The organism is Parasphingorhabdus sp. (assembly GCF_036964565.1).
In the GTDB taxonomy this organism is placed as follows: Bacteria; Pseudomonadota; Alphaproteobacteria; order Sphingomonadales; family Sphingomonadaceae; genus Parasphingorhabdus.
In genome coordinates this window covers 133,458-159,658 of the sequence record NZ_JBALTN010000003.1, presented here as the reverse complement: position 1 = coordinate 159,658, position 26,201 = coordinate 133,458, and the positions used below count along the sequence as shown (strand labels likewise).

Genomic DNA, 26,201 nt, shown 5'->3' with positions numbered 1-26,201 from the left:
TTGAGAGTCGAAAATTTAACTGACCGGTTAAACTGCACCGGCGCGAGCGTCAAACGAAAAAGCCGGCCATCACAATAGTGATAACCGGCCCATTCGCGTCATGGCATGCCGGCATCAGGCAGGCACATTGTCTTTCTTGACAGTGATCACCTGCGGATAGGTGAATTCGAGCAGGCCTTCCTTGCCATATTCGGCGCCAAAGCCGGACTGCTTGTGTCCGCCAAAGGGTGCGAAAGGCGACAGGTGGAGGAATTCGTTGACCCAGACGGTCCCGGTTTCGAGCTGCTCGGCCACCCGGACGCCTTCGTCGGCATCCGCAGTCCAGACCGCACCGGCCAGGCCATATTCGCTGGCGTTGGCGCGGCTGATCGCTTCGTCGGTGGTGGCAAATTTCATCAGCGGCATGACCGGGCCGAATTGCTCCTCGGCGACGATCCGCGCATCTTCCGGCGGATTGTCGAGGATCGTGATCGGCACGTAATAGCCCGGGATGCTCTCGTCCTGCGCGTCGCCGCCGACCAGGAACTTGTAGCCATTGTCCTTGGCATCCTTGATCAGCTCCAGCACCCGCTCATATTGCTTCTTGTTCTGGATCGGTCCGACCGCCGTGCCCTGTTGCGAGCCGTCGCCGACCTTCACATTCTTCGCATAGGCGGCAATCGCGGCGCTGAGCTCGTCATAGATATCCTCGTGGATATAGATGCGCTTTGCGGCAACGCAGATCTGCCCGGCATTGGTGAAGCTCGACCAGAACAATTGCTCGGCGACCTTCTCGACATTGGCGTCGGGCAGCACGATCGAGGCGTCGTTGCCGCCCAGTTCCAGCGTGATCCGCTTGAGATCCTTGGACGCGCCTTCCATGATCTTCTTGCCGGTCGCGGTCGAGCCGGTGAAGGTGATCTTGTCGATATCGGGATGGGCGGTAATCAGCGGACCCAGGCTGTCCTCGCCGGTGATGATGTTGACGACGCCGGGAGGGGCGACATCCTTGATCAGCTCGGCCAGACGCAAGGTGGTCAGCGGCGTGAACGGCGACGGCTTGAGCACGATCGTGCAGCCCGACAGCAGCGCGGGAGCGATTTTCTGCACCGCCATCATCACCGGGAAATTCCATGGCACGATACCGCCGACAACACCGACCGGAACGCGGCGGGTGCGGCTGAGGCGCTGCTCGGTGTCCTCGTTGATTTCGTCTTCCAATTCGAGCGTCGCCTGCGATCCCGCCATATAGGCGGCGCCGGCGATTTCGCCCTGCGCCTGCGCATGCGGCTTGCCCTGTTCGGCGGTCAGCAGGCGGAACAGCTCGTCGTTATTCTCGTTGATCACGCCGGCGATCGCCTGGACCACCTTGCGCCGTTCGTCGATCGGTGTCTTCGACCAGCTCTTGAACGCGGCGCGGGCAGCGGCAACGGCCTGGTTCAGTTCCTCCTCGCCGCAGGCCGGAACCTGTCCGATCACTTCTTCATTTGCAGGATTCACGACATCCAGCGTCTTTGCCGTGCCCACCATCTCGCCATTGATCAGATTCTTGTACTGGGTAACCATATTGCTCTCCTTTGGGATCTGCCGTTCATTCTATTTGATTCTCATATACCTTATTGCAAGACTGCCGGCGCCAGTCATTTTGATAGAGTGTATCGGATCGGCAGGGTCTTCAACCCGCCGACAAAGGTCGACTTGGCGCGAACCGGCGCGCCCGCCAGCTCCAGCGTCTCGATCCGGTCCAGCAGTTCGTTGAACAGGATTTTCATTTCCATCCGCGCCATGTGCAGGCCCAGGCACTGGTGTGCGCCGGCGCCAAAGGCGATATGCCGGTTGGGCGAGCGGCTGGCGTCAAACTTGCGCGGGTCGGCAAAGACCGCCGGATCATGATTGGCAGCGATATAGCTGATCATCAGCCAGTCATCCTTGGCGATCCTCTGACCGCCCAGCTCGGTATCCTCGGCCGCCGTGCGCATGAAATGCTGCACCGGCGTCGTCCAGCGGATTGCCTCCTCGACAATGCCGGGCAGCAGGTCGCGGTCGGCCTTCAGCCGGGCGAACTGCTCGGGGTCGCGCGCCAGCGCCATCATCGCCCCGGCGGTCGAGGCCGAGGTCGTGTCATGCCCCGCCGCCGCCAGGATGATATAATAGCCCGCCATGTCGCGGTCGCTGAGATGCGCGCCGTCGACCTTCGCATTGGCGATCACGCTCGCCACGTCGTCGGTCGGATTGGCGCGTTTTTCCTCGGTGAGCTTGGCAAAATAGGCTTCGAAATCGGCGACCGCGCCGACCACCAGCTGCATGATCTGCTCGGGCGTCATGTTGGCCATGCCGGACTTGTTGAGATCCTCGTCCTGGCCGCCGAACATCTGCTGGGTCAGGAACAGCATGCGCTGCTCGTCCGCTTCCGGCACGCCCAGGATCTGCATCACCACGTGCAGCGGATAGGGCGCGGACACCAGCGGCACGAAATCCGCCTCGCCGCCGGCATCGACCAGCCGGTCGACCGTGACCTTGGCCAGCGCGCTGATCTCCTCCTCCATCTGGCGGATATTCTTCGGCATGAACCAGTCCTGCGTCAGCCGCCGATATTGCGGATGGGTCGGCGCATCGAGCGCGACCAGCGACCGCACCAGATTGGGATCGCCGCCGGTGATCGACTTGACGAATGCCCCGCTGTTCTTGTCGCTGAAGGTGACGCTGCGCGGGCTGTTGAGAAACAGCTTGTTGTCCTTGCTGATCCGCATCACGTCGTCGTAGCTGGTCACCAGCCAGAAGGGATCATGGATGTCGTCGTTAACCACCCGCACCACCGGCGTCTCGCTGCGCAGCCGGTCGAACCGGTCGAGCAAGCCATCCCAGTCGACATAATTGGCCGGATCGATGATCGCCTGCGCGTCCGCGCCGGTCAATACGGGTTCCGCCTGCGTTGCCATCAGACCGCCTCGCTTTCCTGTTTCTGCCAATATTCGTCGCGCAGCAGCCGCTTGTAGAGCTTGCCGGTGGCGTGGCGCGGCAGTTCGGCGCGAAAATCGATTCGCCGCGGCACCTTGATGCCGGACAGCGACTGGCGCAGATAGGCTTCGAGCTCCCCGGCCAGCGGCTCGCCCGCCTCGGCCATGTCCATCGGCTGCACCACCGCGACCACCTTCTCGCCCATGTCCTCGTCGGGCGCGCCGATGACGGCGGCATCCGCGACCTTGGGATGGGTGACCAGCAGATTCTCGATTTCCTGCGGATAGATGTTCACGCCGCCGGAGATGATCATGAAGCTCTTGCGGTCGGTCAGATAGAGAAAGCCGTCCTCGTCCAGCTTCCCGACATCGCCCAGCGACGTCCAGCCCTTTTCGTGGGTTGCCGCCTTGGTCTTCTCCGGATCATTGTGATATTCGAACATCGAGCCGCTCTCGAAATAGATCTGGCCCTCTTCGCCGACCGGCACCTCGTCGCCATTCTCGTCGCAGATATGGACGACGCAATTGATCGGCTGCCCGACCGTGCCCTTGTGCGCCAGCCAGCCCTCGCTGTTGCAGAAGACAAAGCCATTGCCCTCGGTCCCGGCATAATATTCGTTGAGCACCGGCCCCCACCAGTCGATCATCGCTTCCTTGATCGGCACCGGCACCGGCGCCGCGGCGTGGACCGCGCTTCGAATCGAGGACACGTCATATTTGGTGCGGATCTCCTCCGGCAGCTTCAGCATCCGGACGAAATGCGTCGGCACCCACTGGCCGACATCGCATTTATACTTTTCGATCAGCTGCAGCGCATGTTCGGGATCGAACTTCTCCATGACGATGCTGGTGCCGCCGAGCGCGTGCACCGACATGTTCCAGCGCAGCGGCGCGGCATGATACAGGGGCGCGGGCGACAGATAGACGCAGTCCTTGTGGAAGCCGAAAATCGCCTGCGCCAGCACGGCAATCTTGTTCGGCGCGGCAATGTCATCCTCCAGCGGCAACGGCAGCTTCACGCCTTTCGGCTGGCCGGTGGTGCCCGAGGAATAGAGCATGTCGATCCCGGCGCGCTCGTCGGCGATCGGCGTGTCCGGCATCGATTCGAGCACCGCCTCGATCGCGCGCTCGTCACTGGCGCCAAACACCAGCTGCTCGACCTCGGGGTTGAGCGTCCGCAACCGATCGATCACCGGCAGCATCTTCTCGGAACTGATCAGCAGCTTCGCACCGGAATCCTTCAGGATATAGCTCATCTCGTCCGCGGTCAGGCGGTTGGAGATGGCGACCTGGAACAGGCCGGAGCGCTGCGATCCCCATATGACCGGGAAAAATTCCCGGTGATTCTCCATGCAGATGGCGACCGTGTCGCCGATCTTCAGGCCGCGGCTGCGATAGAGTTGGGCGACCCGGTTGGACCGCCTGTCGAGCTCGCCATAGGTGATGATATCCCCCGAACTCGCCATGATCACGGCTGGCTTGTCAGGATTTTCCTTGGCGTGGACGGACGGATGCATGGTCAGGCGTTCTCCAGATAACCGATCGCCTGTCGTGGCGATTCGCTTTCCCGCAATCATGGTTTAATCGTACAGTTAAATCAATCGATAGTCGCACCGGTCGATGATAGAGGCCTGCTATACTCCCTCAATTTTCCACATAGATGTCCACAGGCACGGCCAGATCGGCAAATATCCGGCCGATCGGCGCCATGCTGGTCGCCCCCTGCTCGATCTCGCTTTCCAGCATCGTCTGGCTGTCTGCGCCCTTCAGCAGCACCACCACGGTGCGCGCTTCGCAGATCGCCGCCTTGGTGATCGTCACCAGCGGCGTGTCGCCATCGTCCGGCAGCAGGCCGGCCGCGATTTTTTCCGGCGGCCCGTCGAGCGCCTCTTCCATGTCGGCGCTTTCGACGATGCCGGCGGTGCTGCCGTCGGCACCCATGCCGAGCAGCACCAGGTCGGGCGGCCATTTGGTGTCGCGCAGCCGGGCATCGGCAGCAGCACCGGCCATGTGATAATCCTCGTGCTCCGGTGCCAGCGGCAGCACCCGCGCGCCGCGTGTCAGGAACAGGCCGGCCAGCTTCTTGACCTGGCTGCGCGGATCGTCGAGCGGCACCAGCAGGTCGTGGGTCGGGATGATCGTGACATATTTCCACTTGATCGGCTTTTCGGCGAGCGCCTCCAGCACCGGCATTGCGTCGTCCCCGGCCGGCAGCGCCAACAGGGCATCACCGCGGGCGTCCAGCGCGCTCTCGATGATGAACTGGATATCGCCGGCAACCGCCGCCACCATCTCGGCCGGATCGTCAAAATCCCACCATTCGAGCATCGACTCCTCGCCCTCGGGCAGGTCGTCCAGATCAAGATTTTCGAGGGCGTCTTCTAATTTGCTCATGTTTCTTTCCGTCGGTCCGTTTCCCGCGCTTCTAGCCCCTGTTCCGGTCGAAACAAAGGTCAAACATGAGATTTTTCCTGACGCCCCGCTAGTTTTGGGGCTGCGCGACCGGCGGCTCGTCGAGCAGCAGCTGCGACGGCCGCAGGATCGTCAGCGCCGCCGGCGCGCCGCTGCCCTTCTCCCGCGCGCTGATGTCCACCTGGATGAAACGCTGGTCCTCGGTCAGCTTGGCCTCCTGTGCCCACTGCCATTGCCAGCCGCCATTCTCGACCGTGCCGCCCTGCGCCCCAAGCGCCGGCGGGCGCGGATCGGTCAATATTTCTACCGCCCGGTTGCGGACCACCGACTGGGCGACGACCCGCAGTTCCAGCTCGGCGGCATTGTGGGTGGTATAGGCTTGCAGCCGGATCAGCGACAGCGCGGCGAGGCTGAACACCGACAGGGCGACCAGCATCTCGATCAGGGTAAACCCGCGTTCGCCGTCTCGGCCCGGTCTCCTCATGGCGCGGCCCCGGCCAGCGTCACGTCGCCCATCGGCGCGATCAGCACGCGGCGGCTTTGCGCCTCACCCTGCAGCACCAGCTCGGCCTGGTCGCTGGGCAGGCCGGTGCTTTCGAAGCTGATCATCATCGGCTTTTCACCGGTCTTCGCGGTCACGCCGTTCGACCAGTCGGTCGACACGAACGGCTTGTCCTCGATCACCGACCAGCTGCCCTTGCGCCGTTCCAGAAAACTGTAGCCCGAGGGCGTGACCTGCACCGCCATCGGCCGCGACTGCAGGATTGCATTGTCGCGCAGCGCCGCGGTGCGCGCGGCAAAGCGCTGCGCATCTTCCTCCAGCAAGCTGCTGCCGCTCGGCATGGAAAAAACCACGACCGACGCCATCAGCCCGATGATCAGCAGCACGACCATCAGCTCGACCAGCGTGAAGCCTGCGGTTGCCGCGCTTGCCGTCTGGGTTTTCTGTCGGATCATCACCGTTCATTTAGCGAGTTGAGCCAAGCGAGTCTTGCAGAATCCATTGGCCCCTGCAATGACAGGAGCATAAGCAAAACACGCAGGGCAAGGAAAGATTCAATGGCAGACGTCGTCCTCTACGAAAAAAATGACCGCATCGTGACACTCACGCTGAACAAGCCGGAAACCCGCAACGCGCTGTCCAAGGACCTGTGCGAGGCGCTGGTCAACGCGATCAACAGGGCCGATGCCGATGCCGGCGTCAGCTGCGTCGTGCTCGCCGCCAGTGGCAAGAGCTTCTCCTCCGGCGGCAACCTGCACGAGATCAAGGCGATGACCGCCGAGCAGAACATGTCGCCGCTGGACATCGAGAACTGGTACAAGACCGGCATCCAGCGGATTCCGCTGGCCTTTTCGCAGATCTCGGTGCCGGTGATCGCTGCGGTCAACGGCCATGCGATCGGCGCCGGCAATGACCTGACCACGATGTGCGATATCCGCATCGCCGGCGAGGACGCGATCTTCGCCGAAAGCTTCCTGCGCGTCGGCATCATCCCCGGCGACGGCGGTGCCTGGCTGCTGCCGCGGATCATCGGTCAGGCCCGGGCCAACCAGATGCTGTTCACCGGCGAATTCATCGACGCGCAAAAGGCGCTGGATTATGGCCTGGTGTCGGAAGTGGTTGCCAATGACAAGCTGCTCGAGCGCGCCTATGAACTGGCCGAAATGGTCGTCGCGCTGCCGCCGCTGGCGATCCGCAAGACCAAGGAACTGGTACGCACGGCGCAGAGCGTGACGCTGAAGGAAAATCTCGATCAGGCAGCTTTGTTCCAGGGCGTCCTGCAACAGCTCGACGACCACCGGGAAGCGATTGACGCGATCCTCGAAAAGCGCAAACCTGTGTTCAAGGGAGCCTAATTGCTGGGGACTGTTCTCCCGCGAAGGCGGGAGTCCATCTCCTGATGGCGCGTCGAGGAAATTTCGGGTGATGGACGCCTACCTGCGCAGGGGAACATGAAGGAGAGAGAGCATGACAAAGACCGCACTTTCAATGGTGGCCCTGCTATTGGCGACACCTGTTCAGGCCGCTCCTCGCGAAGGCATCGCCACCGAAGCGACCAGGGCAGCCAATGCCAAGGTCGCCGCAGATCTGCCGATCGCCGACCAGACCGATTTCGAAAATGCCAGGCGCGGCTTTCTCGCAAAAATCCCCGGCGACCGGATTCTCAACGAGGACGGTTCCGTGGCCTGGGATTCCCGCCAGTTCGATTTTGTCGAGGGCGCTGCTCCGGACACGGTCAACCCCTCGCTCTGGCGGCAGGCAAAGCTCAACAGCATCCACGGCCTGTTCGAGGTCGTCCCCGGCATCTATCAGCTACGCGGCTATGACCTCGCGCAGATGACGCTGATCGCCGGCAAGACAGGCTGGATCATCGTCGATCCGCTGACCACCCCCGCCCCGGCAAAGGCCGGGCTGGCGCTGGCCAACCAGACGCTCGGCGGCCGCCCGGTCGTCGCGGTCATCTTCACCCACAGCCATGGCGATCATTTCGGCGGCATCGCCGGGGTCGCCTCGCCCGGGGATATCCAGTCGGGCAAGATCCAGGTGATCGCACCGCACGGCTTTCTCGCCGAATCCGTCGGCGAGAGCGTCATCGCCGGAACCGCGATGAACCGGCGCGTCCAGTTTCAGTTCGGCACCGCCCTGCCGGTCGGCACCACCGGCCATGTCGGCGGCGGCCTCGGCCAGAAGCTCTCGAGCGGCGACATCGCGCTGGTGCCGCCCACCCGCTCGATCAGCGAAGACGGCGAGACCCTGACCATCGATGGCATCAGCTTCGATTTCATGGATGCCGGCGAGACCGAAGCACCGGCAGAGCTGGTTTTCTACCTTCCGCAGTTCAAGGCGCTGCACACCGCCGAAGTCGTCACCCGCACCTTCCACAATGTGCTGACGCCGCGCGGCGCGCTGGTTCGCGACACGCTCAAATGGAGCAAGGTGATCGACACCATGCTCGCGAAATATGGCGACAGGTCCGACGTCATGCTGGCCTCGCATCACTGGCCGACATGGGGACCGGACAATGTCCAGACCGCGCTGAAGAATCAGCGCGGCATTTACCGCTATGTCCATGACCAGACCATGCGCCAGGCCAACCAGGGCGCGACCATGGACGAGATTGCAGAAAATATCGGCGAACCCGATTTTGCCCAGACCGACTTCGGCGTGCGCGACTATTACGGCACGCTCAACCACAACAGCAAGGCGGTCTACCAGCGCTATTTCGGCTGGTGGGACGCGGTGCCCGCCCATTATCACGAGCTGCCGCCGGTTGCAGCCGCGAAAAAATATGTCGAGGCGATGGGCGGCCCCGCCCAGGCGCTGACCGTGGGTGAAAAGGCGTTTGACGCCGGCGACTACCGCTGGGCGGCGACGGTCTTCAATCATCTGGTCTTCGCCGATCCGGCGAATGAAGCGGCCAGGAAATGGCTGGCCTCCACCTATGAACAGCTAGGCTTCCAGGCGGAAGCGGGCACCTGGCGCAATATCTATCTGGTGGGCGCGAGGGAGCTGCGCGAAGGCAATAATAACAGGGACTCGATCAGCAGCGCCAACGCGCGGGTGCTCAGCGGCATCCCCGCGGTCGACCTGTTCGACGCCATGGCGACCCGTTTCAATCCGGCGAAGATGCAGGGCGATGGCGGCATCCTCCGCTTCTGGTTCCCGGACCGCAAGGAAGCGGTCAGCATCGATCTCGGCAAGAGCGTGATGTTCCCGCGCAGGGAAGATTATGCCATCACCGGTGACGGATCGGACGTGCAGATCACCATCAGCCGGGCGCTGTTCACCCGGCTGCTCATGCGACAGGTCAGTCCGATGGAGCTGATCCGCGACAAGCAGATGGTGATCAGCGGCAACGACGCGCTGATGGCCCACATGTTCATGGCGCTCGACGAGGTCGATCCGCAATTCGATATCGTGACGCCATGAAGACCAGAGGGCAGAGCAGACCCGTTCATGCTGAGCTTGTCGAAGCATCCTGGCAAGCGTCCTTCGACAGGCTCAGGACGAACGGCGATAGTAACAAAGGCCAAAATAATGCAAAGATTTAACTTCCCCGTCATCCAGCCCGACCCGGCGCTCGAAGAGCTGCGCGGCGAGCTGCAGGCCTTTCTCAAGGAAGAGCGCGAGGCGGGCAATTTCAAGCCCGAACCGGAATGCTGGATGGCATCGGCCGATCCCGAATTTTCCCGCAAGATGGGCAAGCGCGGCTGGATCGGCCTGACCTGGTCGAGCCAATATGGCGGCCATGACAAGTCGGCGTTGGAACGCTATATCGTCACCGAGGAAACCCTGCGCGCCGGCGCGCCCGTCGCTGCCCACTGGATCGCCGACCGCCAGCACGCCCCGATGCTGCTCGCCCACGGCACCGAGGAGCAGAAGCTTGATATCCTGCCCCGCATCGCCGCCGGCGAATGCTATTTCGCCATCGGCCTCAGCGAACCCGGCGCCGGCTCCGATCTCGCCAATGTCAAGACGACGGCCGAAAAGGTCAGCGACGGCTGGAAGATCAACGGCCAGAAAATCTGGTCCTCCGGTGCCCATATCTCGCATTATATGGTCGCGCTGCTGCGCACCTCGCCGGCCGATGGCCGCAACCGCCATGTCGGCCTGTCGCAGATCATGATCGATCTCAGCCTGCCCGGCGTCACCGTCAAGCCGATCGTCGACCTGTCAGGCGACGCCCATTTCAACGAAGTCTATTTCGAGGACGTGATCGTTCCCGACGACTGCCTGCTCGGTGACGAGGGCGGCGGCTGGGCGCAGGTGACCGGCGAACTGGCGATGGAGCGTTCGGGACCGGAGCGCTTCCTGTCCAGCTATATCACGCTGGAAACCGCGCTGGGCCTGCTGCGCGAAAAAATGGGTTCGGATTCGCAGGCGCGCCTCGGCAAGCTGATCGCCAGTCTGCGCACCCTGCGCGGCATGTCCTGGGCGATCGCCAACCTGCTTGATCAGGGCGTGTCGCCCGAGACCGAGGCGGCGCTGGTCAAGGATCTTGGCAACCGGCTGGAAAATGATCTCACCCAGCAGGTCCGCGCGATGCTCAACGACCTGCCCGCGGACCAGTGGAGCCCCGACATGCACCGGATCATGAATATCGGCGTGCTGCGCTCCCCGCCGAACACGCTGCGCGGTGGCACGACCGAGGTGATGCGCGGCATCATCGCCCGCCAGCTGGGGCTGCGCTGATGACAGAAATCCTGAATTATACTCCGTTCGTCCTGAGCCTGTCGAAGGACATCTCCCGGCAACAGCCGCACTTCGACAAGCTCAGTGCGAACGGTCCTAGCAAAGGCATGCTTTTCACATGATCAACACCGAAGCCATGGTCGCCGAGACGGCCACGAAAATCTACACCGACCTGTGCGGCCGCGAAATACCGCACCAGGCCGAAGCCGGCCAATATCCGCAGGCGCTCTGGGATGCGCTGGCCGAAAGCGGCCTGCCGCTGGCCTGGGTCAGCGAGGACAATGGCGGCTTTGGCGCCGACTATGACGAGGTCTTCGGCGCCATCTGGGCCTCCGCCCAGGCGGCCTCGCCGGTGCCCTTTGCCGAAACGCTGGTCGCCAACTGGATGCTCGACCGCGCCGGCCTGGCACCCGCCGACGGCACCGCCAGCTTCGCCCTGAGCGGTCCCACGCCGGCCGCCGATATCCCGTTCGGCATGCACGCGGACAAGATCGTGCTTTTTGACGCTGCCCATCACGAAATCGCACTGTTCGACAACCGTCTCGCCACCCGCTCGCCCGAGGAATCGCTGTCACCCGACGGCATGACGCAATTCGTCTTCTCCGGCCATCTCGCCGAACAGTCGGCGAAGACCGAGCTCACCCGGCGCGCCTTCGAGGCGATGATCCTCACCGTCCGCGCGGTGCAGATGGCGGCCACCATGGAAAGCGCCCTCAACCTCTCGATCGACTATGTCTCCCAGCGCGAGCAGTTCGGCCGCCCGCTGTCGAAATTCCAGGCGATCCAGCATCAGCTGGCGCTCGCCGCCTCGGAATGCGCCGCTGCAACCATGGCCGCGACCCAGGCCGCCAGCGCCATCGCCGGCAACGCCGATGACCCGGCAAGGGCCTGGCACGAGGCGGTGATCGCCAAGGTCCAGATCGGCCACAGCATCGAGGCGGTGACCGTGCCCTTCCATCAGGTCCACGGCGCCATGGGCTATACCCAGGAATATGACCTGCACCATTATACGCGGCGGCTCTGGGCCTGGCGCGATGCGCTCGGCAACGAGCATCTCTGGTCGAAACGGCTCGGATCCGAGCTTGCCGCCACGTCCCCGGACCAGGTCTGGAAAGGCGTGACAAGCGGCCAGTGGGCTGCTAGTTAACCGCGCGATTAAATTGATTCCCGGATGGAGCGTCCAAGCCTCCAATCCTTCCAGAAACAGGAGCCAAGTCCATGAAAACACGCATTACCGAACTCTTCGGCATCGAGCATCCGATCATCCAGGGCGGCATGCATTATGTGGGCTTTGCCGAGCTGGCCGCCGCCGTCTCCAATGCCGGTGGCCTCGGCATCATCACCGCGCTGACCCAGCCCTCGGCTGCCGCGCTGGCCGACGAGATCGCCAAGTGCCGCGACATGACCGACAAGCCGTTCGGCGTGAACCTGACCTTCCTGCCGGTGGTCAACTCGCCCGACTATGAAGGCATGGTCAAGGCGATCATCGAGGGCGGAGTCAAGGTCGTCGAAACCGCCGGCAACAACCCGGTCCAGGTGCTGCCCGCGCTGCACGATGCCGGCATCAAGGTGATCCACAAATGCACCGCCGTCCGCCACGCGCTGAAGGCGCAGAGCATCGGCTGCGACGCGGTCTCGGTCGACGGCTTCGAATGCGGGGGCCATCCCGGCGAGGACGATATCCCGAACATGATCCTGCTGCCGCGCGCTGCCGACGAGCTGGACATTCCGTTCGTCTCCTCCGGCGGCCAGGCCGACGGCCGCAGCCTCGTCGCCTCGCTGGCGATGGGCGCCGAGGGCATGAACATGGGCACCCGCTTCATCGCTACCAAGGAAGCGCCGGTCCACCAGAATGTGAAGGATGCGATCGTCGCCGCCAGCGAGCTCGACACCCGCCTGGTCATGCGGCCGCTCCGTAACACGGAACGGGTGCTGACCAATCCGGCGGTCGAACGGCTGCTCGAAATCGAGAAGGAAAAGGGCGCCGACCTGCAATTTTCCGACGTCATCGAACAGGTCGCGGGCGTCTATCCCAAGATCATGCTTGAAGGCGACATGGACGTGGGCGCCTGGAGCTGCGGCATGGTCGCCGGCCTGATCAACGATATCCCGACCTGCCAGGAACTGATCGACCGGATCATGGCCGAAGCGGACGAGATCATCAATCAGCGGCTCCAGAGGTTCATGGCCGCCTGACCATGGAAGCCTATCAGCCGCTCAGCCGCTCCATCGCCGGCAAGGTCGCCATCGTCACCGGAGCCGCAAGCGGCATGGGCCGGGCCACCGCGCATCTCTTTGCTTCGGAAGGCGCCAGCGTTGCGGCAACCGATCTTGATCAGGGCCGATGCGATGCCGTGGTGCAGGAAATCGAAGAGGCGGGCTATCCCGGCTCGGCGAAAGCCTGGGCACTGGATGTCAGCAACCCGGACGCGATCAAGGCGGTAGTCGCCGACATCGCGCAAAACCTTGGCGGCATCGACATATTGGTCAACAACGCCGGCTTTGCCATCCCCGCGGACATTGCCGAGGACAGTTACGAGCAGAGCTGGGAACCGACGATGGCGGTGATGCTCACCGCGCATCAGCGGATGATCCGCGCCGCCCTGCCCCATCTGCGAAAGGCGGAACATCCGCGGATCGTCAACGTCGCGTCGACCGAAGGCTTGGGCGCATCACCCGGCAACAGCCCCTATGTCGCCGCAAAGCACGGCGTCATCGGGCTGACCCGCGGTCTTGCCGTCGATCTCGGGCGCGAGGACATTACCGTCAACTGCATCTGCCCCGGTCCGATCCGTACCGGCATCACCGACGGCATCCCGGAAGAGCACAAGACGATTTATGCGAAGCGCCGGGTGCCGCTGCGGCGCTATGCCATTCCCGAAGAGGTGGCGCATATGACTCTGTCCTGCGTATTGCCTGCTGCAGGCTTCCTGACCGGTGCGGTGATCCCCGTGGACGGGGGCCTCACGATCAAGAACGCGTGAACAAAAGCCCCCGAAATCACTTCCGGGGGCATTCGCTCGAGTCAAAATTGGTCAATTTCACCGGATCGCGTTGCCGATAACCGCTCCGATGATCCCGCTGGTAATCGCGATCAGCACCGCATCATTGCCGGACCGCACCCATTGATGGCCGCGCGGCGCGTTCGACAGGCGGTAGGCCCGCGGATTGTTGATCACCCGGTAATTGGTCGCATAGCGCCGGTCAAACCGCTGGCCCTTGGCCCAGTGCCTTTGCTGGACGGCGCTGTAGCGCTGGCCGTTGTAGCGATCGCGCTGGATGTTGTTCCTTGTCGTGGTTTTCGTCACGAACCGCTGGCCGTTCCTTTGAGTGACGGTCTTCTTGACCACGCGCTTGCCGTTGTTGTTTGAGATTTTCTTCTCGACCACCCGGTGCTGGACAGCCTGCGCTTGCGCCGTTACCATCGGGGAAACAGCCATCGTCGTGACTGCCAAAGCCATCAGAAATTTTTTCATGTCGAATTCCTTTTCTGTTCGGCGCCAACTGCGGCGTCACAAACAGAAATAGGATCAAGCTGTCGCAGGCGTTTGTCAGATTCCGCGTTTATTGTATTGGTTTGTCGCAGAATGCCGATCTGGTTAATCTGGTAATCATTCCGCCCACAGGGCCAGCACGGCGCGCAAGGCTGTAACCAGTGCGATAGGCTGGTCGAGCATGAGATGATGCTCGGCCTCGGGAACCGCGAACATCGGAATATGGCTGCCGCCCAGTTCCCGCAGATAATCCGCGCTGTCGTCATCGAACAACCTGCTGTTCTCGCCATAGACGATCGCCAGCCGGTGCGGCAGGTCCACGATCCGCTGCGGCGTTTGCGCCCATTTCGCCATGTCGTTCTCGTTGCGATGAAACACCATCGGATCAAATTTCCACGACCAGCCCTGCTGCTCGCCATCGTCAACATGGCGCAGCGAATGATAGGCCATATATTCCATCAGGAACGGCTGCTGGACCGGCTGCTGCGGCGACAGCACAAAGCGCTCGCGGGCCGATGCATAATCAGGATAGAGCTTGTTCGGCCGGTCCGAGCGACCCGAACCGGGCGGTCCACCGCCCTTTGCAAAATGGGCCGCCAGCCGTTCCGGCCGCATCACCATCAGATCGCAGATGATCAGCCCGCCAAAGCGTTCGCCGGCCATTTCCATGGCGGTCAGCGCCACGCCCGAACCGAAGCTGTGGGCAATGATCTTCGGCTTCGCACTACCCGAAAAAAGGTCCAGCGCATTCGCAACCGCGACCATCTCTGCAGCCCGCTTTTCGCCATCGCAATCGGGCGTCATCTCGCTCTCGCCCATGCCGGCGAGATCATAGGCAATGACGTCGTAACTTCCGGCCAGGAAGGGCGCGATGAAGGCGAAGCATCGCGCGTGTGCCAGAAAGCCGTGCGTCATCAACAGTGGCGGCTTGCCGCGCGTGCCCCAGCGGAAATAATGGACTCGGTGCCCATCCACTTCGACGAAGGCCTCTTCGCGCGGCACCGCCATCGCCTCGACAAACCATGCGGGCAAATCCTGATCGCCAGCCCAGATATCGACAATATCGGGGCTGGCCGCTTTCATTTTTTCAACCATGAGGCGTGACTATTTTCCCTGCCAGTTCGGCTTGCGCTTCTCGGCAAAGGCGCGCGAGCCTTCCTGCGCATCTTGCGAGGCGAACACCGCGCCGGTGATTTCGGCCTGCTTCTTCCACGCTTCCTCGGTGGTCCAGTCATAGCTTTCGTTGATCATTTTCTTGGTCGCCTTCAGGGCGAGCGGGCCGTTGGCCGCGACCGTGGTCGCCAGCTCGATTGCTGCATCCAGCGCCGCGCCTTCGGTCACGCGATTGACGAAGCCCACTTCATAAGCGCGCTGGGCGGAGAAGAAATCTCCGGTCAACGCCCATTCCATGGCAATCCGCTTGCCGACCAGCTGCTGCAGCTTGATCACGCCGCCAGCAGCCGCCACCAGCGAGCGTTTGACTTCGGGAATCCCGAATTTGGCATTGACGTTGGCAACGCACAGATCACAGGCCAGTGCCAGTTCCAGGCCGCCGGCCAGCGCATAGCCCTCGACCGCCGCGATCAGCGGCTTTTCCGGGCCCTTTTCGGTGATGCCGCCGAAGCCGTAGCCCTTGACCGAAGGCGTCTCGCCGCGCAGGAAACCCTTGAGGTCCATGCCGGAGCAGAAGGTCCCGCCGGCCCCGGTGATGATCCCGGCGTTGAGGCTGTTGTCGCTGTCCAGCTGCTCCATCGCCTCGCGAATGCCTTCGGCCGCCGCCTTGGTCATGGCGTTCTTGGCTTCCGGCCGGTTGATGGTGACGATGATGAACCCGTCGCGAATTTCGGTAAGTACTTCAGACATATTATTTCTCCTCTTGTTTTTACCCGTTCGCACTGAGCCTGTCGAAGTGCACCTCTCGGCTGGCGGTGTCCTTCGACAGGCTCAGGACGAACGGAAAATTTAATCTCTAGTCAAATAACAGGCTGGCCAGTTTCGACCTTTGATAGGCGGCATCCCCGATCAGCGCCCCTGACAAAATCGCTTTCCGCCGGTGCAGCTGCGCGTCGCAATCATGGGTGAAACCAAAGCCGCCATGGAACTGGATCGCCCGGTCCGCCGCAGTAGCATAGCTCGAATGCGATTGCGCCGCCGCCATCCGCACGGCAACCTCGCCGCGGCCCTGTTCGCCCCAGCTGTGCGCGGCGCTGTAAAGATGCGTCCGGGCTTTTTCATATTCGACATAATTGTTGACCGTCGGATGCTTCAACGCCTGATAGCTGCCGATGATCTTGCCGAACTGCTTGCGGGTCTTGAGATATTCCAGCGTATAGTCGATCACCGCCTGCGCACCGCCGGTCATTTCGGCAGCATGGATCAGCCCCGCTGCCAGCTCGATCTTCTCCAGCGTCTCGCGCGTCCGCGACGCCTCGAACAGCGCATTGGCCGGAATGGTTACCCCGTCCAAGGTCACTTCATAGCTGCGCGCGGTTTCGTCGATCACCGTCTCGCGGCGCAGCGCCCCGTCACCGAGCTGCGACCGTTCGATCAGGGCAAAGCGCACAGCTCCGTCCATCTTGACCGAGGCGATGATCAGCTCGGCGCTGTCCGCCCAGAGCACCAGCTGCTTCTTGCCGGACAGGGTCACCATGTCGCCGCTTTCGCTTGCGCTGCAATCGATATTGGCCAGATCCCAGTCACCATTGGCTTCGCGGAGGGCAACGGTGGCCGCGGTGCCTGCCGCAATTTTCGGCAGCCACTCCGCCTGCTGCGCTTCGCTGCCGCCGGCCAGCAGGGCCTGCGCCGCCAGCGTGGTCGAGCCGAAGGGCGTGCTCATCAGGTTGCGGCCCATCTGCTCGGCGATCGGCACCACTTCCGCCATCGACAGACCGACGCCGTCATGCGCTTCGGGAATCGCGATCGCCAGCCAGCCAAGCTCGCCGATCTCTTTCCAGATCGCCGGATCATAGCCGAGATCGTCGTCGATCAGCCCGCGCACCTTGTCGATCGGGCTCTTGTCGCGACAGAAATTTGTCGCCACGTCCATCAGTTCGATCTGCTCTTCGGTCGTGCCGATTGTACCCAGATTATCCATATATTCCCTCAATTCCCAAACTGTTGGTCCGAACCGTTAGCCCTGAGCCTGTCGAAGGGCGCCTCTCGATCAAGACGCGTGGTTCGACAAGCTCACCACTAACGGCAGCTCCCATTCCTATCGCGTTTTCGGCAATCCCAGCGCATGCTCCGCAACGATGTTCCGCTGAATCTCCGACGTTCCGCCGCCAATGGTCGCCGAGAAACTGTTGAGATAGCTGCGATGCCAGTAACCGTCGTCGACCGCATTTTCGTCGCCGACATAATAGCCGGCTTTGGTCCCCTGGAAGGCGAGCGAGAATTCGGTCAGCTCCCGGATCAGCTCGGTGCGCGCCAGCTTGTTCATCAGCGGCAGCCCCATCGGCCGGTCCTGCATCAGTTGCGGCATCCGCCGGCGGGTATTGTTGAGATTGAGCGCCTGGATGTCGATCATATATTGGGTCATCTTGTCGCGCATCACCGGGTCGTCGAGCAAAGGCTTGCCGTTGCGGACCGAGTTTTTCGCCAGCTCGACGATCTCCATCACGTCCAGTTCCTTGACGAAATAGCCGCCGACCGGCTTGACCTTGGCACCGCGCTCATATTCCAGCGTCTTCATCGCCATCGACCAGCCATTGCCCTCGCCGCCAAACAGGCAGTCGGCGGAAATGCGGGCGTCGGTAAAGAAGGTCTGGACGAAGCCATATTCGCCGGTCAGCTTCTTGATCCGGCTGGTGCTGATGCCGTCCACATTCATAGGGTTGAGGAAGAAGCTGAGCCCGGCATATTTGTTCGGCGCATCGAAATCGGTGCGCGCCAGCAGGATCATATATTTGGCGCGATCGCCGAGCGAGGTCCAGATCTTCGAGCCGTTGAGCACATATTCATCGCCGTCCTTCACCGCCTTCAGCTGCGCGTTGCCGAGATCCGATCCGTTCTCCGGTTCGGAAAAGCCCTGGCACCAGATATCCTCGGCACTGAGCATCGGCTTGATATATTTCTGCTTCTGCTCTTCGCTGCCGAGGTCGAGGATCAGCGGTCCCGCCCAGCCATTGCCGATCGCGTTGAGCATGATCGGCGCATCATATTTCTTCATCGCCCGTGTGGCGACGCGCTGATATTCGCTGTGCAGTCCGCCGCCGCCATATTCCTTCGGCCAGCTCGCGCCAAGATAGCCGGCTTCATAGACCTTGCGCTGCCAGTCGCGGAGAAAGTCGAACTGTTCGTCGGTCGAGACTTCCATGAAGGTCAGCGGCAGCATGAAGCCGGGGTCGCGGACGGTATTCTCCCTGAACCAGGCATCCGCCTGCTCGGCATAGTCCTTCAGTTCGGCTGCACTCGGTTTGTCGGCCATAGCTCTTGCTCCCAAATTCCTGTCATTAGGGCCAGTGGCACGGCCCGATGTCCTGCGATATTGATTGAATCACTAGTCGGTTAATTGAACGATTAAATTGCAAAAAGCAATGGGCGAACCGGCTAAATCGAGACCGTGGAGAGAAATGTGATCAGCGAGAATTTCAGTGGCCAGAAACATGTCATGTGCCGGGCCTGCCACGCCCATTGCGGTCTGATCGTCGATTTCGAAAATGGCGTGCCGGTCAAGACCCACGGCGACAAGGACAATCCCGAGTTCGAAGGCTACAGCTGCATCAAGGGCCGGCAACTGGCCAATTACCACGGTTTCGACACCAGGCTGCTCACCAGCTACACCGGCATGAAGCAGGGCGCGAAGCAGGCGGTGCACTGGCGCGACGCGGCGCGGGATATTGCCGCGCGGCTCGAGCGGATCATCAGCGAACATGGCCCCGACGCGGTCGCCTCCTATGTCGGCACCTTCGGCTACAACAATGTCAACGCTCATGCCTTCATGCTGGCGCTGATGGATGCGATCGGTTCGACCTCGGTCTATGACAGCGTCACCATCGACCAGCCGGGCAAGGGCATCGCTCGCGCCCTGATCGGTCCTTGGCTCGCCGGAGCGCCGCGCGTCGGCGACTGGGACGGCCTGATGCTGATTGGCACCAATCCGGTGGTTTCGATGAACGGCGGCCTCGGCATGAACCCGGCAAAGAAACTGCATGACGCCAAGAAGCGCGGCATGCAGCTGATCGTGATCGACCCGCGGATCACCGACAGCGCCCGCCAGGCCGACATCCATCTGCAATGTCGCCCCGGTCAGGACCCGATTCTGCTGGGGGCAATTGCGAAAGTTGTCATCAACGAAGAATTGTATGACAAGGATTTTGTCGCCGGTGATGTCGACGGTTTCGAGGTGCTCAAGCAAGCCGTACAGCCCTTTGATGCCGGACCGGCCGCCGACCGGGCTGGCGTAGCTGCTGAAGACATAATCCGCGCCGCGCGCATGTATGGCAGCTGGAAAAAGGCCAGCATCAGCGGCGGCACCGGCACCAACATGTCGGGCGGCGGCAATATCACCGAATATCTCAATCTCGCGCTGACCTCGATCATGGGCCATTGGCTGCGCGAAGGCGACCGCAACCGCCGCACCGGCGTGTTCACCAAGCCCGCGCCGCCGATTGCGGCGACCCCCGGGCCGATTCAGGCATGGGGCTTCGGCCGCAAGCTGCATAGCCGCGATCTCGAGCAGAGCATTTCCGGCATGCCGACATCGGCGCTGCCCGACGAGATCCTGACCCCCGGCGACAAGCAGGTGAAGGCGCTGATCTGTCTCGGCGGCAACCCGATGCTCGCCTGGCCCGACCAGCTGAAGACCTTCGAGGCGATGAAGGCACTCGATCTGCTGGTCTGCATCGACCCGCGCATGTCGAAAACCGCCGAGCTCGCCGACTATGTGATCGCGCCCAAGCTGCATTATGAAGTGCACGGCAACACCGCCGCACCGGAAGTCTATGGCGGCTTTGGCGCCGGCTGGGGTTTCGAGAATAATTATGCGCAGGCCAGCCTGCCGATCATGAATGTCCCCGAAGGCTCCGACCTGTGCGAGGAATATCAGTTCATCCACGCGCTGGCCTCCGAGATGGACAAGCCGCTGAGGGTCAAGTCCTGGGCGTTGCTCGCCCATCCCCAGGAGCGGGAGGAAAAGGCCACCCTGATCCCGCCTGGAGAAACCCCCGACCCGATTGCCGCCTGGAGCGCATCGCTCAACGGCTGCCCGGCCGATATTGCGGCCCTTTACGAAGACGAAGAGGTGCGCAAGGGCACGATCATCGACGCACAGGCGCTGCTGGTCCAGCCCAAACCGGCCGGCTGGGAAGGCAAATTGTCGGTCGGCAATGCCGCAATGATGGAAGAATTGGAGGCTTATGCAGCCCTGCTCGGAAAGCCGGTCGAGGACGATGGATTCCCGTTCCGGATGATCGGACGGCGGATGACCGAAATCCACAACAGCAACTGGCACGAGGACCCGGTGCAGCGCAAGCGCGTGCCGCATCACCCGGCCTTCATGAACCCGGCCGACATGGAGGCGCTCGGGCTCAGCGAGGACCAGCCGGTCGAGCTGGAATCGGCCCGCGCCTTCATCAGCTGCGTCGCCAAGGCGGACAAAACGGTGCGCCAGGGCTGCGTCTCGACTCCGCACAGCTGGGGCACCAATCCGGACGAAAAGGAAGACCCGCTGGGCGAAGGCGGCAATACCGGGCGGCTGTCGTTCAACGACCGGGACTATGACAAGCGTACCGGCATCCCGCTGATGAGCGCCATCCCGATCAGGGTGCGGGCGAAACCGGCAGCGGTGCTGGAAGCGGCGGAATAATTTCATCCTCTCTTTTGGGGAGAGGCAACGAAGACTTAGCCGACAGGCTTGGTCGCAGTCGGTGAGGGGTTATCCCTGCAAGGGAGAAAACCCCTCACCGCGTTCCACTAGCCAGAGAAGCTGGCAAGTATCACTTGCCTCTCCCTAAGAGAGAGGAAGAAGCCAGGAGACCCATCATGACCAACCCCCTGTTCGACCTGACCGGCGATGTCGCCGTCATCACCGGCTCCGGCCGCGGGATCGGCGAAGGCATGGCCAGGACGCTCGCCGATGCCGGCTGCAATGTCGTCTGCTCATCGCGCAGCATCGACGAGATCAGCCGCGTCGCCGACGCGATCAACGCCGGCAACAGCAGCGGCCGGGCGATTGCCCATGCGGCCGATGTGACCAGTGCCGAGGATATGGAGGCGCTGGCCCAGCGCGCGGTCGACGAATTCGGCAAGCTGGATATCTGGGTCAACAATGCCGGCGGCTCGCTGGTCTCCGCGCCGCTGACCGAACTGGACGAAGCGGAGTGGGACAAGACGCTGGCGACCAACCTGACCTCGGTCTTCCACGGCGTTCGTGCTGCCTGCAAGCATTTCGGCGAGGGCAGCCGGATCGTCAACACCAGCTCGCTGGCGGCGGAAGAACCCTTTCCCGGCAGCGGCCATTACAGCGCCGCCAAGGCCGGCGTGCTGATGCTGACCAAAACCCTCGCCCACGAACTGGGGCCGAAGACCCGGGTCAACGCGATCCTGCCGGGCTTCGTGCCGACCGATACGGTCAAGCAGGCGCTGAACATGACCGACGAGGATTTTGTCGGCTTTGAAGACACGCTGGGCCTGCCCGCGGGCCGGTTGGGCACGCCGACCGATATCGGCGCGCTGACGCTTTACCTGTGCGCACCGGCCTCGGCATGGATGACCGGCCAGTGCATCCGGCTGGCTGGCAAGCCCTGAGATAAAAGCACCCGGCGAAAGTCAGTGATCGAGCACGATGCGGTAGCGCGGCTTGCCGCTTTCCAGATGGGCCAGCGCCTCGTTGATCTTCTCGAACGGGAAATGCTCGGTGACCACCTTGATGTCGTGGCGGGCGCAAAATTCCAGCATGTCGGAAATCGTATGGGGACTGCCGACCAGCGAGGATGACAGCGACAATTGGGAAAACATCAGCGGCATCAGCTGCAGCTGGGCAGGCACGGCCTGGACTCCGAGAAAATGCAGCCTGCCCTTGCGCCTCAGCATCTGGACAATCAGGTTCCAGTCGAGCGCCACGTCGACGGTGCTCAGGATGACGTCGAAACTTCCCGCAGCTGCGGCCAGGGCCTCGGGATCGCCGGAATCGACGACCGCATGCGCGCCCAGCGCCTTGGCTTCGTCGGTTTTGGATGCGCTCGACGTCAAGGCGGTAACATGGCAACCCCAGGCCTTGCCGAACTGCAGCGCCAGATGGCCCAGCCCGCCAATGCCGAGCACGGCGATCCGGTCGGTCGGCCTGATGCCGAATTTGACGAACGGGTTGAACACCGTGATCCCGGCGCAGAACAGCGGCCCGGCATCACGCGAATCGAGATCGTCCGGCAACTTGATCACGCTAACGCCCTGGGCCCGCACGATATCGGCAAAGGCGCCATAACGCCCCGGTGACACCGTCGACTGCACGGATTCGCAGAGATTGTGATCGCCATCCAGGCATTGCCGGCAAGTCATGCAATAATGCGAATGGCCGCCCAGCCCGACGCGGTCGCCGATTTTGACATGAGTCACTTCCGAGCCGGTATCGATTACCGTCCCGGTCGCTTCGTGGCCGCCGACAAAGGGGAACTGCGTCGCGCCCCAGGCATTGTCGCGCAGGCTGAGATCGGTGTGGCACAGCCCGCAATGCTCGACCTTGATGTCGATATCATGGGAGGCGAGTGGCCCCAGTTCATATTCAAACGGTTCCAGTTCGCTTCCGGCTTCCGGAGCGGCATAGGCTTTTACGGTTCGCATGTGGCGTCTCTCCCTTGCTCGCGCTCTGCGCATGATCCTCTGGCATCGAGGGCTCGCACATCGCCGTCGCGATGGACACTGTCATATCAATGCAGACGACGCGGCCTAAGTGCACCGATCTTCCGGGACGCCTGTATCTCGCACGAAAAAGGGCCCCGGAATCGATCCGGAGCCCTTCCCGTCAATTGCGAATGATCGGGCCTAGCCGACGACGATCATCACCAGCGAGGTGGCGATCAGCGCCGGGGTCTCGATGCCGTCAATCTCGACCACGACATTATAGGTCAGCAGCCAGCGGCCAGGCTGTTTCTCGACCGCGTCGACCAGTGTGTGGCGTCCGCGCACCTTCGACCCGGCGCGCACCGGATTGAGAAAGCGGACCTTGTCGAAACCGTAGTTGATGCCCATCACCGTGCCTTCGAGGCCCAGTGTCGTGCCATAGGACAGCTTCGGCAGCAGCGACAGCGTCAGCAGGCCATGGGCGATGGTGCCGCCGAACGGCGTTTTCGCAGCCGCTTCTTCGTCGATATGGATGAACTGGTGGTCCTCGGTGCAGTCGGCGAATTTGTTGATCCGGTCCTGGCCCACTTCGACCCAGTCCGAAACGCCGACTTCCTTGCCCTTCCAGGATTCGAGTTCGCTTGGTTTGATTACTGGCATATTCTGTCTCCTAAAATTCGGTCTACCGTTAGCCCTGAGCCTGTCGAAGGGTGCCTCTCGTCGAGAGGCGTGGTTCGACAAGCTCACCACTAACGGAAACCATTGTCCCGCTCTCGCTCAACCCTTCATGACTTCCTGCATCCGGCGGAAGAACTTGCCGCCCTGGCCGCCGCCATTGGCATATTGCTGCATGCCGGTTTCGTCGAGAATCTGGTCGATATTTGCTGCAATACCCTCTGCGTTGCGCTGGTCTTCGGGCAGCCAGACACCTTCGGTTTCGAAGATCTTCGCTGCCGCAAAACCACCCGCGCCGGCGGTCAGGATTGTCTTTGACGGCGCACCGTCGCTGCACAGATACACCACGGCCGGCGTCACCGCTTCGGGAACCAGCAGCTTCAGCGCTTCTTCCGGCATGATGTCTTCGGTCATCCGGGTCGCCGCCACGGGCGAAATGCAGTTGGTGTGGATGCCCTTGCCGGCGCCTTCCTGGTGCAGGCTGTTCATCATGCCGACGACGGCCATTTTCGCCGCGCCATAATTGACCTGGCCAAAATTGCCGTAGAGTCCGGTCGACGAGGTGGTCATCACGATCCGGCCATATTGGCGCTCGCGCATATGGTCCCAGACCGCCTTGGTGCAATTGGCGCTGCCGGTCAGGTGGACATCCATGACAAACTGGAAATCTTCCATCGTCATCTTGTGGAAGCTCTTGTCGCGGAGCACGCCGGCGTTGTTGACGAGAATGTCGACATGGCCCCATTTGGCGATCGCGTCGGCGACCATCTTTTCAACGGCCGGCATGTCGGTCACGCTGCAGCCCGCTGCCATGGCTTCGCCGCCCTCGGCTTCGATTTCGGCCACAACCTGCTCGGCCACGGTGGCGGAACCACCGGTGCCGTCGCGTGCACCGCCGAAGTCGTTGACGACGACCTTGACGCCGCGCCGTGCCAGTTCCTTGGCATGCTCGCGGCCCAGGCCAGCGCCTGCACCGGTGACAATGGCAACGCGGTCGTTAAATTCTACTGTGCTCATGGCAAGCTCCTCTTTGATTGATCGTTTGGCCGAACCGATGCGCAATCGGACCCGGCGAGTCAAGCGGCAAGGCCGCTATTTCGCGGCCGTTTTGCTCCGGGCCCTGCCTGCCGTAGCGGCAGAGGCGGCGACGCGCTTTTTCGGCTTTTTCGGTTGCTTGGCCTTCTTGACCTTGTCCGCCTTCTCGGCCGCTGCCTTCTCCTTCGCGGCAGCCGCCATCAGGTCGGCAAAGCTGCGCGAAACGCATTTCGCGTAGAATTCGGGATCCGCCATGATCTGGCGGTCGGCGAGAAAGGTGAGGATGACGTTGCCGTTGTAACTGGTCACGACGTGGAACAGTCCCTGTCCTTCCGCCAGGATTCCCATGCCGAAGCTCTTGACCAGCTTTGCGCCAGCGAAATACATCGGCACCATCGGTCCCGGCACATTCGTGACCACGGTATTGACCGCGGGATTGAGCCGCTCGACCAGGCCCGCGCGGACCATCATCTTGGTTCCGGCCGCGGTCAGTCCGGCCGGCATCGCACCCGACAATTCCATCAGCGTCTTGGCCCCGAGCGCCTGGGTCATAGCCTTGGACCGGCGGGTTTCGTCCATAATGAATTTCAGGCGGTCGCCGGCATCGGCAAGATGGGTGCCCACACCGACCTGCATCATCGTCACCTGGTTGCCGGCGCTATCCTTTTCATCGTCGGACCGGACGGAGACCGGTGCGCCGATTTTCAGGGTCTTTTCGGGCAGGTCATTCTTCGCCTTGAGATAGCCGCGCATCGATCCGCTGACCACGGCGATCATCACGTCGTTCACCGTCGCACCGGTGAAGGCTTCGCGGATCGACTTGATGTCGGACAGCGCGAATTCGCGCCCGTCAAACACCCGGTGCGGGCTCAGCTTCTTGTTGAAGCGGGTCTTGGGAATGCCGCCCTTGGCATCGTCGCGCTGGCGAAATTCGCGCTGCACGTCGAACAGCCGCTTCGGCATCGGGATCAGCTTTTGCAGATTCTGCAGGCCGCGCACCGGATTGGCGATATTGTTGAACTGGGCCTTGGCGAGCAGCGCGAACGGATTGGGATCCTTCTCCGGCTCGAACTGCATGTCGAATGCGCGCGGCTTCAGCTCGGCATCCAGGTCGTGCAGCGCCAGCGTCATCTGCAGGCCCGACTGGCCGTCGATCGCGGCATGGTGCATCTTGTGCAGCATGGCGAAGCTGCCCTTGGGCACGCCCTCGACATTGTCGAGCCCCTCGATCACCGTATATTCCCAGAGCGGCTTGTTCATGTCCATCGGCCGCGCGTAGATGCGCGCCGCCTGGATGCACAATTGCCGCCAGTCGCCCGGCTTCGGCAGGGCGATATGGCGGACATGAAATTCGAGGTCGAAATTCGCGTCATCGACCCAATAGGGATGGTCGAGGTCGAGCGGCACCCGCACGAGTTTCTGGCGGAAGATTCGCGCACCATCGAGGCGCCCCTCGATATAGCGCAGGATGTCCTTGAATCCGACCATGCCGCCGGGTGCGGTCGAGGGATCGTAGATCAGCAATTGACCGATATGCATCGGCGTGTTTGGTGTTTCCGTATAGGCAAACATCGCGTCCAGCGCGCTCAACTGTTTCATCGCAATTCCCTCAGACCTCTCCAACCGGGAACAGCATAGTGCAATTCTGCGGGAGATGCGACTCCGTAAAATGGGCGC

23 protein-coding genes are annotated in these 26,201 nt (G+C 62.3%); 8 read left to right on the top strand and 15 right to left on the bottom strand.

Annotated elements, in window-relative coordinates:
• Positions 1 to 114: 114 nt before the first annotated feature.
• The 6 genes from V7650_RS04775 to gspH form a co-directional block, all read right to left on the bottom strand.
• A complete protein-coding gene (locus V7650_RS04775; protein WP_335655102.1) occupies positions 115 to 1,545 on the bottom strand; it encodes an aldehyde dehydrogenase family protein in 1,431 nt (476 codons plus the stop codon).
• Positions 1,546 to 1,619: 74 nt separating this feature from the next.
• Complete coding sequence (locus tag V7650_RS04770; RefSeq protein WP_335655101.1) at positions 1,620 to 2,918, bottom strand: cytochrome P450; 1,299 nt, start codon at positions 2,916 to 2,918, stop codon at positions 1,620 to 1,622.
• A complete protein-coding gene (locus tag V7650_RS04765) occupies positions 2,918 to 4,453 on the bottom strand; it encodes an acyl-CoA synthetase (protein WP_335655100.1) in 1,536 nt (511 codons plus the stop codon). Before V7650_RS04765 ends, V7650_RS04770 begins: the two co-directional genes overlap by 1 nt.
• Positions 4,454 to 4,580: 127 nt before the next feature.
• On the bottom strand, positions 4,581 to 5,330 hold the full coding sequence (locus tag V7650_RS04760) for a 6-phosphogluconolactonase (protein ID WP_335655099.1): 750 nt from the start codon (positions 5,328 to 5,330) through the stop codon (positions 4,581 to 4,583).
• An 88-nt stretch (positions 5,331 to 5,418) separates the two neighbouring features.
• A complete protein-coding gene (gene gspI / locus V7650_RS04755; RefSeq protein WP_335655098.1) occupies positions 5,419 to 5,832 on the bottom strand; it encodes a type II secretion system minor pseudopilin GspI in 414 nt (137 codons plus the stop codon).
• On the bottom strand, positions 5,829 to 6,305 hold the full coding sequence (gspH, locus tag V7650_RS04750; protein WP_335655097.1) for a type II secretion system minor pseudopilin GspH: 477 nt from the start codon (positions 6,303 to 6,305) through the stop codon (positions 5,829 to 5,831). The genes gspI and gspH overlap by 4 nt, the downstream gene beginning before the upstream one ends.
• A 102-nt stretch (positions 6,306 to 6,407) precedes the next feature.
• Here gspH and V7650_RS04745 point away from each other — a divergent pair, with 102 nt between their 5' ends.
• The 6 genes from V7650_RS04745 (at position 6,408) to V7650_RS04720 (ending at position 13,526) form a co-directional block, all read left to right on the top strand.
• Positions 6,408 to 7,205, top strand: coding sequence for an enoyl-CoA hydratase-related protein (locus V7650_RS04745; protein WP_335655096.1), 798 nt, complete (start codon positions 6,408 to 6,410; stop codon positions 7,203 to 7,205).
• A gap of 112 nt (positions 7,206 to 7,317) precedes the next feature.
• Entirely contained in the window at positions 7,318 to 9,279 is a 1,962-nt protein-coding gene (locus V7650_RS04740) for an alkyl/aryl-sulfatase (protein ID WP_335655095.1), read from the top strand.
• Between the two features lie 108 nt (positions 9,280 to 9,387).
• Positions 9,388 to 10,542: an acyl-CoA dehydrogenase family protein gene (locus tag V7650_RS04735; RefSeq protein ID WP_335655094.1), complete on the top strand. Its 1,155-nt coding sequence runs from the start codon at positions 9,388 to 9,390 to the stop codon at positions 10,540 to 10,542.
• 118 nt (positions 10,543 to 10,660) lie between these two features.
• Positions 10,661 to 11,689: an acyl-CoA dehydrogenase family protein gene (locus V7650_RS04730; RefSeq protein WP_335655093.1), complete on the top strand. Its 1,029-nt coding sequence runs from the start codon at positions 10,661 to 10,663 to the stop codon at positions 11,687 to 11,689.
• Positions 11,690 to 11,760: 71 nt separating this feature from the next.
• Complete coding sequence (locus V7650_RS04725; RefSeq protein ID WP_335655092.1) at positions 11,761 to 12,738, top strand: NAD(P)H-dependent flavin oxidoreductase; 978 nt, start codon at positions 11,761 to 11,763, stop codon at positions 12,736 to 12,738.
• A 2-nt stretch (positions 12,739 to 12,740) separates the two neighbouring features.
• Positions 12,741 to 13,526: an SDR family NAD(P)-dependent oxidoreductase gene (locus V7650_RS04720; RefSeq protein ID WP_335655091.1), complete on the top strand. Its 786-nt coding sequence runs from the start codon at positions 12,741 to 12,743 to the stop codon at positions 13,524 to 13,526.
• Between the two features lie 57 nt (positions 13,527 to 13,583).
• Here V7650_RS04720 and V7650_RS04715 read toward each other — a convergent pair whose 3' ends face one another.
• The 5 genes from V7650_RS04715 to V7650_RS04695 all read right to left on the bottom strand — a co-directional run bounded on the left by V7650_RS04715 (position 13,584) and on the right by V7650_RS04695 (position 18,462).
• Entirely contained in the window at positions 13,584 to 14,018 is a 435-nt protein-coding gene (locus V7650_RS04715) for an RcnB family protein (RefSeq protein WP_335655090.1), read from the bottom strand.
• 135 nt (positions 14,019 to 14,153) lie between these two features.
• The gene (locus V7650_RS04710) at positions 14,154 to 15,131 is read right to left on the bottom strand and encodes an alpha/beta fold hydrolase (protein WP_335655089.1); all 978 of its coding nucleotides are present in this window, start codon (positions 15,129 to 15,131) and stop codon (positions 14,154 to 14,156) included.
• A 9-nt stretch (positions 15,132 to 15,140) separates the two neighbouring features.
• Positions 15,141 to 15,899 carry a crotonase/enoyl-CoA hydratase family protein gene (locus V7650_RS04705; protein WP_335655088.1) on the bottom strand — a complete coding sequence of 253 codons (759 nt, stop codon included), beginning with the start codon at positions 15,897 to 15,899 and terminating at the stop codon, positions 15,141 to 15,143.
• Positions 15,900 to 16,005: 106 nt separating this feature from the next.
• Complete coding sequence (locus tag V7650_RS04700; protein ID WP_335655087.1) at positions 16,006 to 17,130, bottom strand: acyl-CoA dehydrogenase family protein; 1,125 nt, start codon at positions 17,128 to 17,130, stop codon at positions 16,006 to 16,008.
• A 117-nt stretch (positions 17,131 to 17,247) separates the two neighbouring features.
• The gene (locus V7650_RS04695; RefSeq protein ID WP_335655086.1) at positions 17,248 to 18,462 is read right to left on the bottom strand and encodes an acyl-CoA dehydrogenase family protein; all 1,215 of its coding nucleotides are present in this window, start codon (positions 18,460 to 18,462) and stop codon (positions 17,248 to 17,250) included.
• Positions 18,463 to 18,609: 147 nt separating this feature from the next.
• On the opposite strand from V7650_RS04695, the gene V7650_RS04690 reads away from it, so the two are divergent.
• Together V7650_RS04690 and V7650_RS04685 are read left to right on the top strand one after the other, a co-directional pair.
• Positions 18,610 to 20,841: a molybdopterin-containing oxidoreductase family protein gene (locus V7650_RS04690; RefSeq protein WP_335655085.1), complete on the top strand. Its 2,232-nt coding sequence runs from the start codon at positions 18,610 to 18,612 to the stop codon at positions 20,839 to 20,841.
• A gap of 176 nt (positions 20,842 to 21,017) precedes the next feature.
• On the top strand, positions 21,018 to 21,782 hold the full coding sequence (locus tag V7650_RS04685) for an SDR family NAD(P)-dependent oxidoreductase (RefSeq protein ID WP_335655084.1): 765 nt from the start codon (positions 21,018 to 21,020) through the stop codon (positions 21,780 to 21,782).
• A gap of 21 nt (positions 21,783 to 21,803) precedes the next feature.
• On the opposite strand, the gene V7650_RS04680 is transcribed toward V7650_RS04685, so the two are convergent.
• The 4 genes from V7650_RS04680 to V7650_RS04665 all read right to left on the bottom strand — a co-directional run bounded on the left by V7650_RS04680 (position 21,804) and on the right by V7650_RS04665 (position 26,123).
• Complete coding sequence (locus V7650_RS04680) at positions 21,804 to 22,814, bottom strand: NAD(P)-dependent alcohol dehydrogenase (protein ID WP_335655083.1); 1,011 nt, start codon at positions 22,812 to 22,814, stop codon at positions 21,804 to 21,806.
• 201 nt (positions 22,815 to 23,015) lie between these two features.
• A complete protein-coding gene (locus tag V7650_RS04675; protein WP_323799396.1) occupies positions 23,016 to 23,474 on the bottom strand; it encodes a MaoC family dehydratase in 459 nt (152 codons plus the stop codon).
• A gap of 117 nt (positions 23,475 to 23,591) precedes the next feature.
• The gene (locus tag V7650_RS04670; protein WP_335655082.1) at positions 23,592 to 24,506 is read right to left on the bottom strand and encodes an SDR family NAD(P)-dependent oxidoreductase; all 915 of its coding nucleotides are present in this window, start codon (positions 24,504 to 24,506) and stop codon (positions 23,592 to 23,594) included.
• Between the two features lie 75 nt (positions 24,507 to 24,581).
• The gene (locus V7650_RS04665; RefSeq protein ID WP_335655081.1) at positions 24,582 to 26,123 is read right to left on the bottom strand and encodes a WS/DGAT/MGAT family O-acyltransferase; all 1,542 of its coding nucleotides are present in this window, start codon (positions 26,121 to 26,123) and stop codon (positions 24,582 to 24,584) included.
• Positions 26,124 to 26,201: the final 78 nt, after the last annotated feature.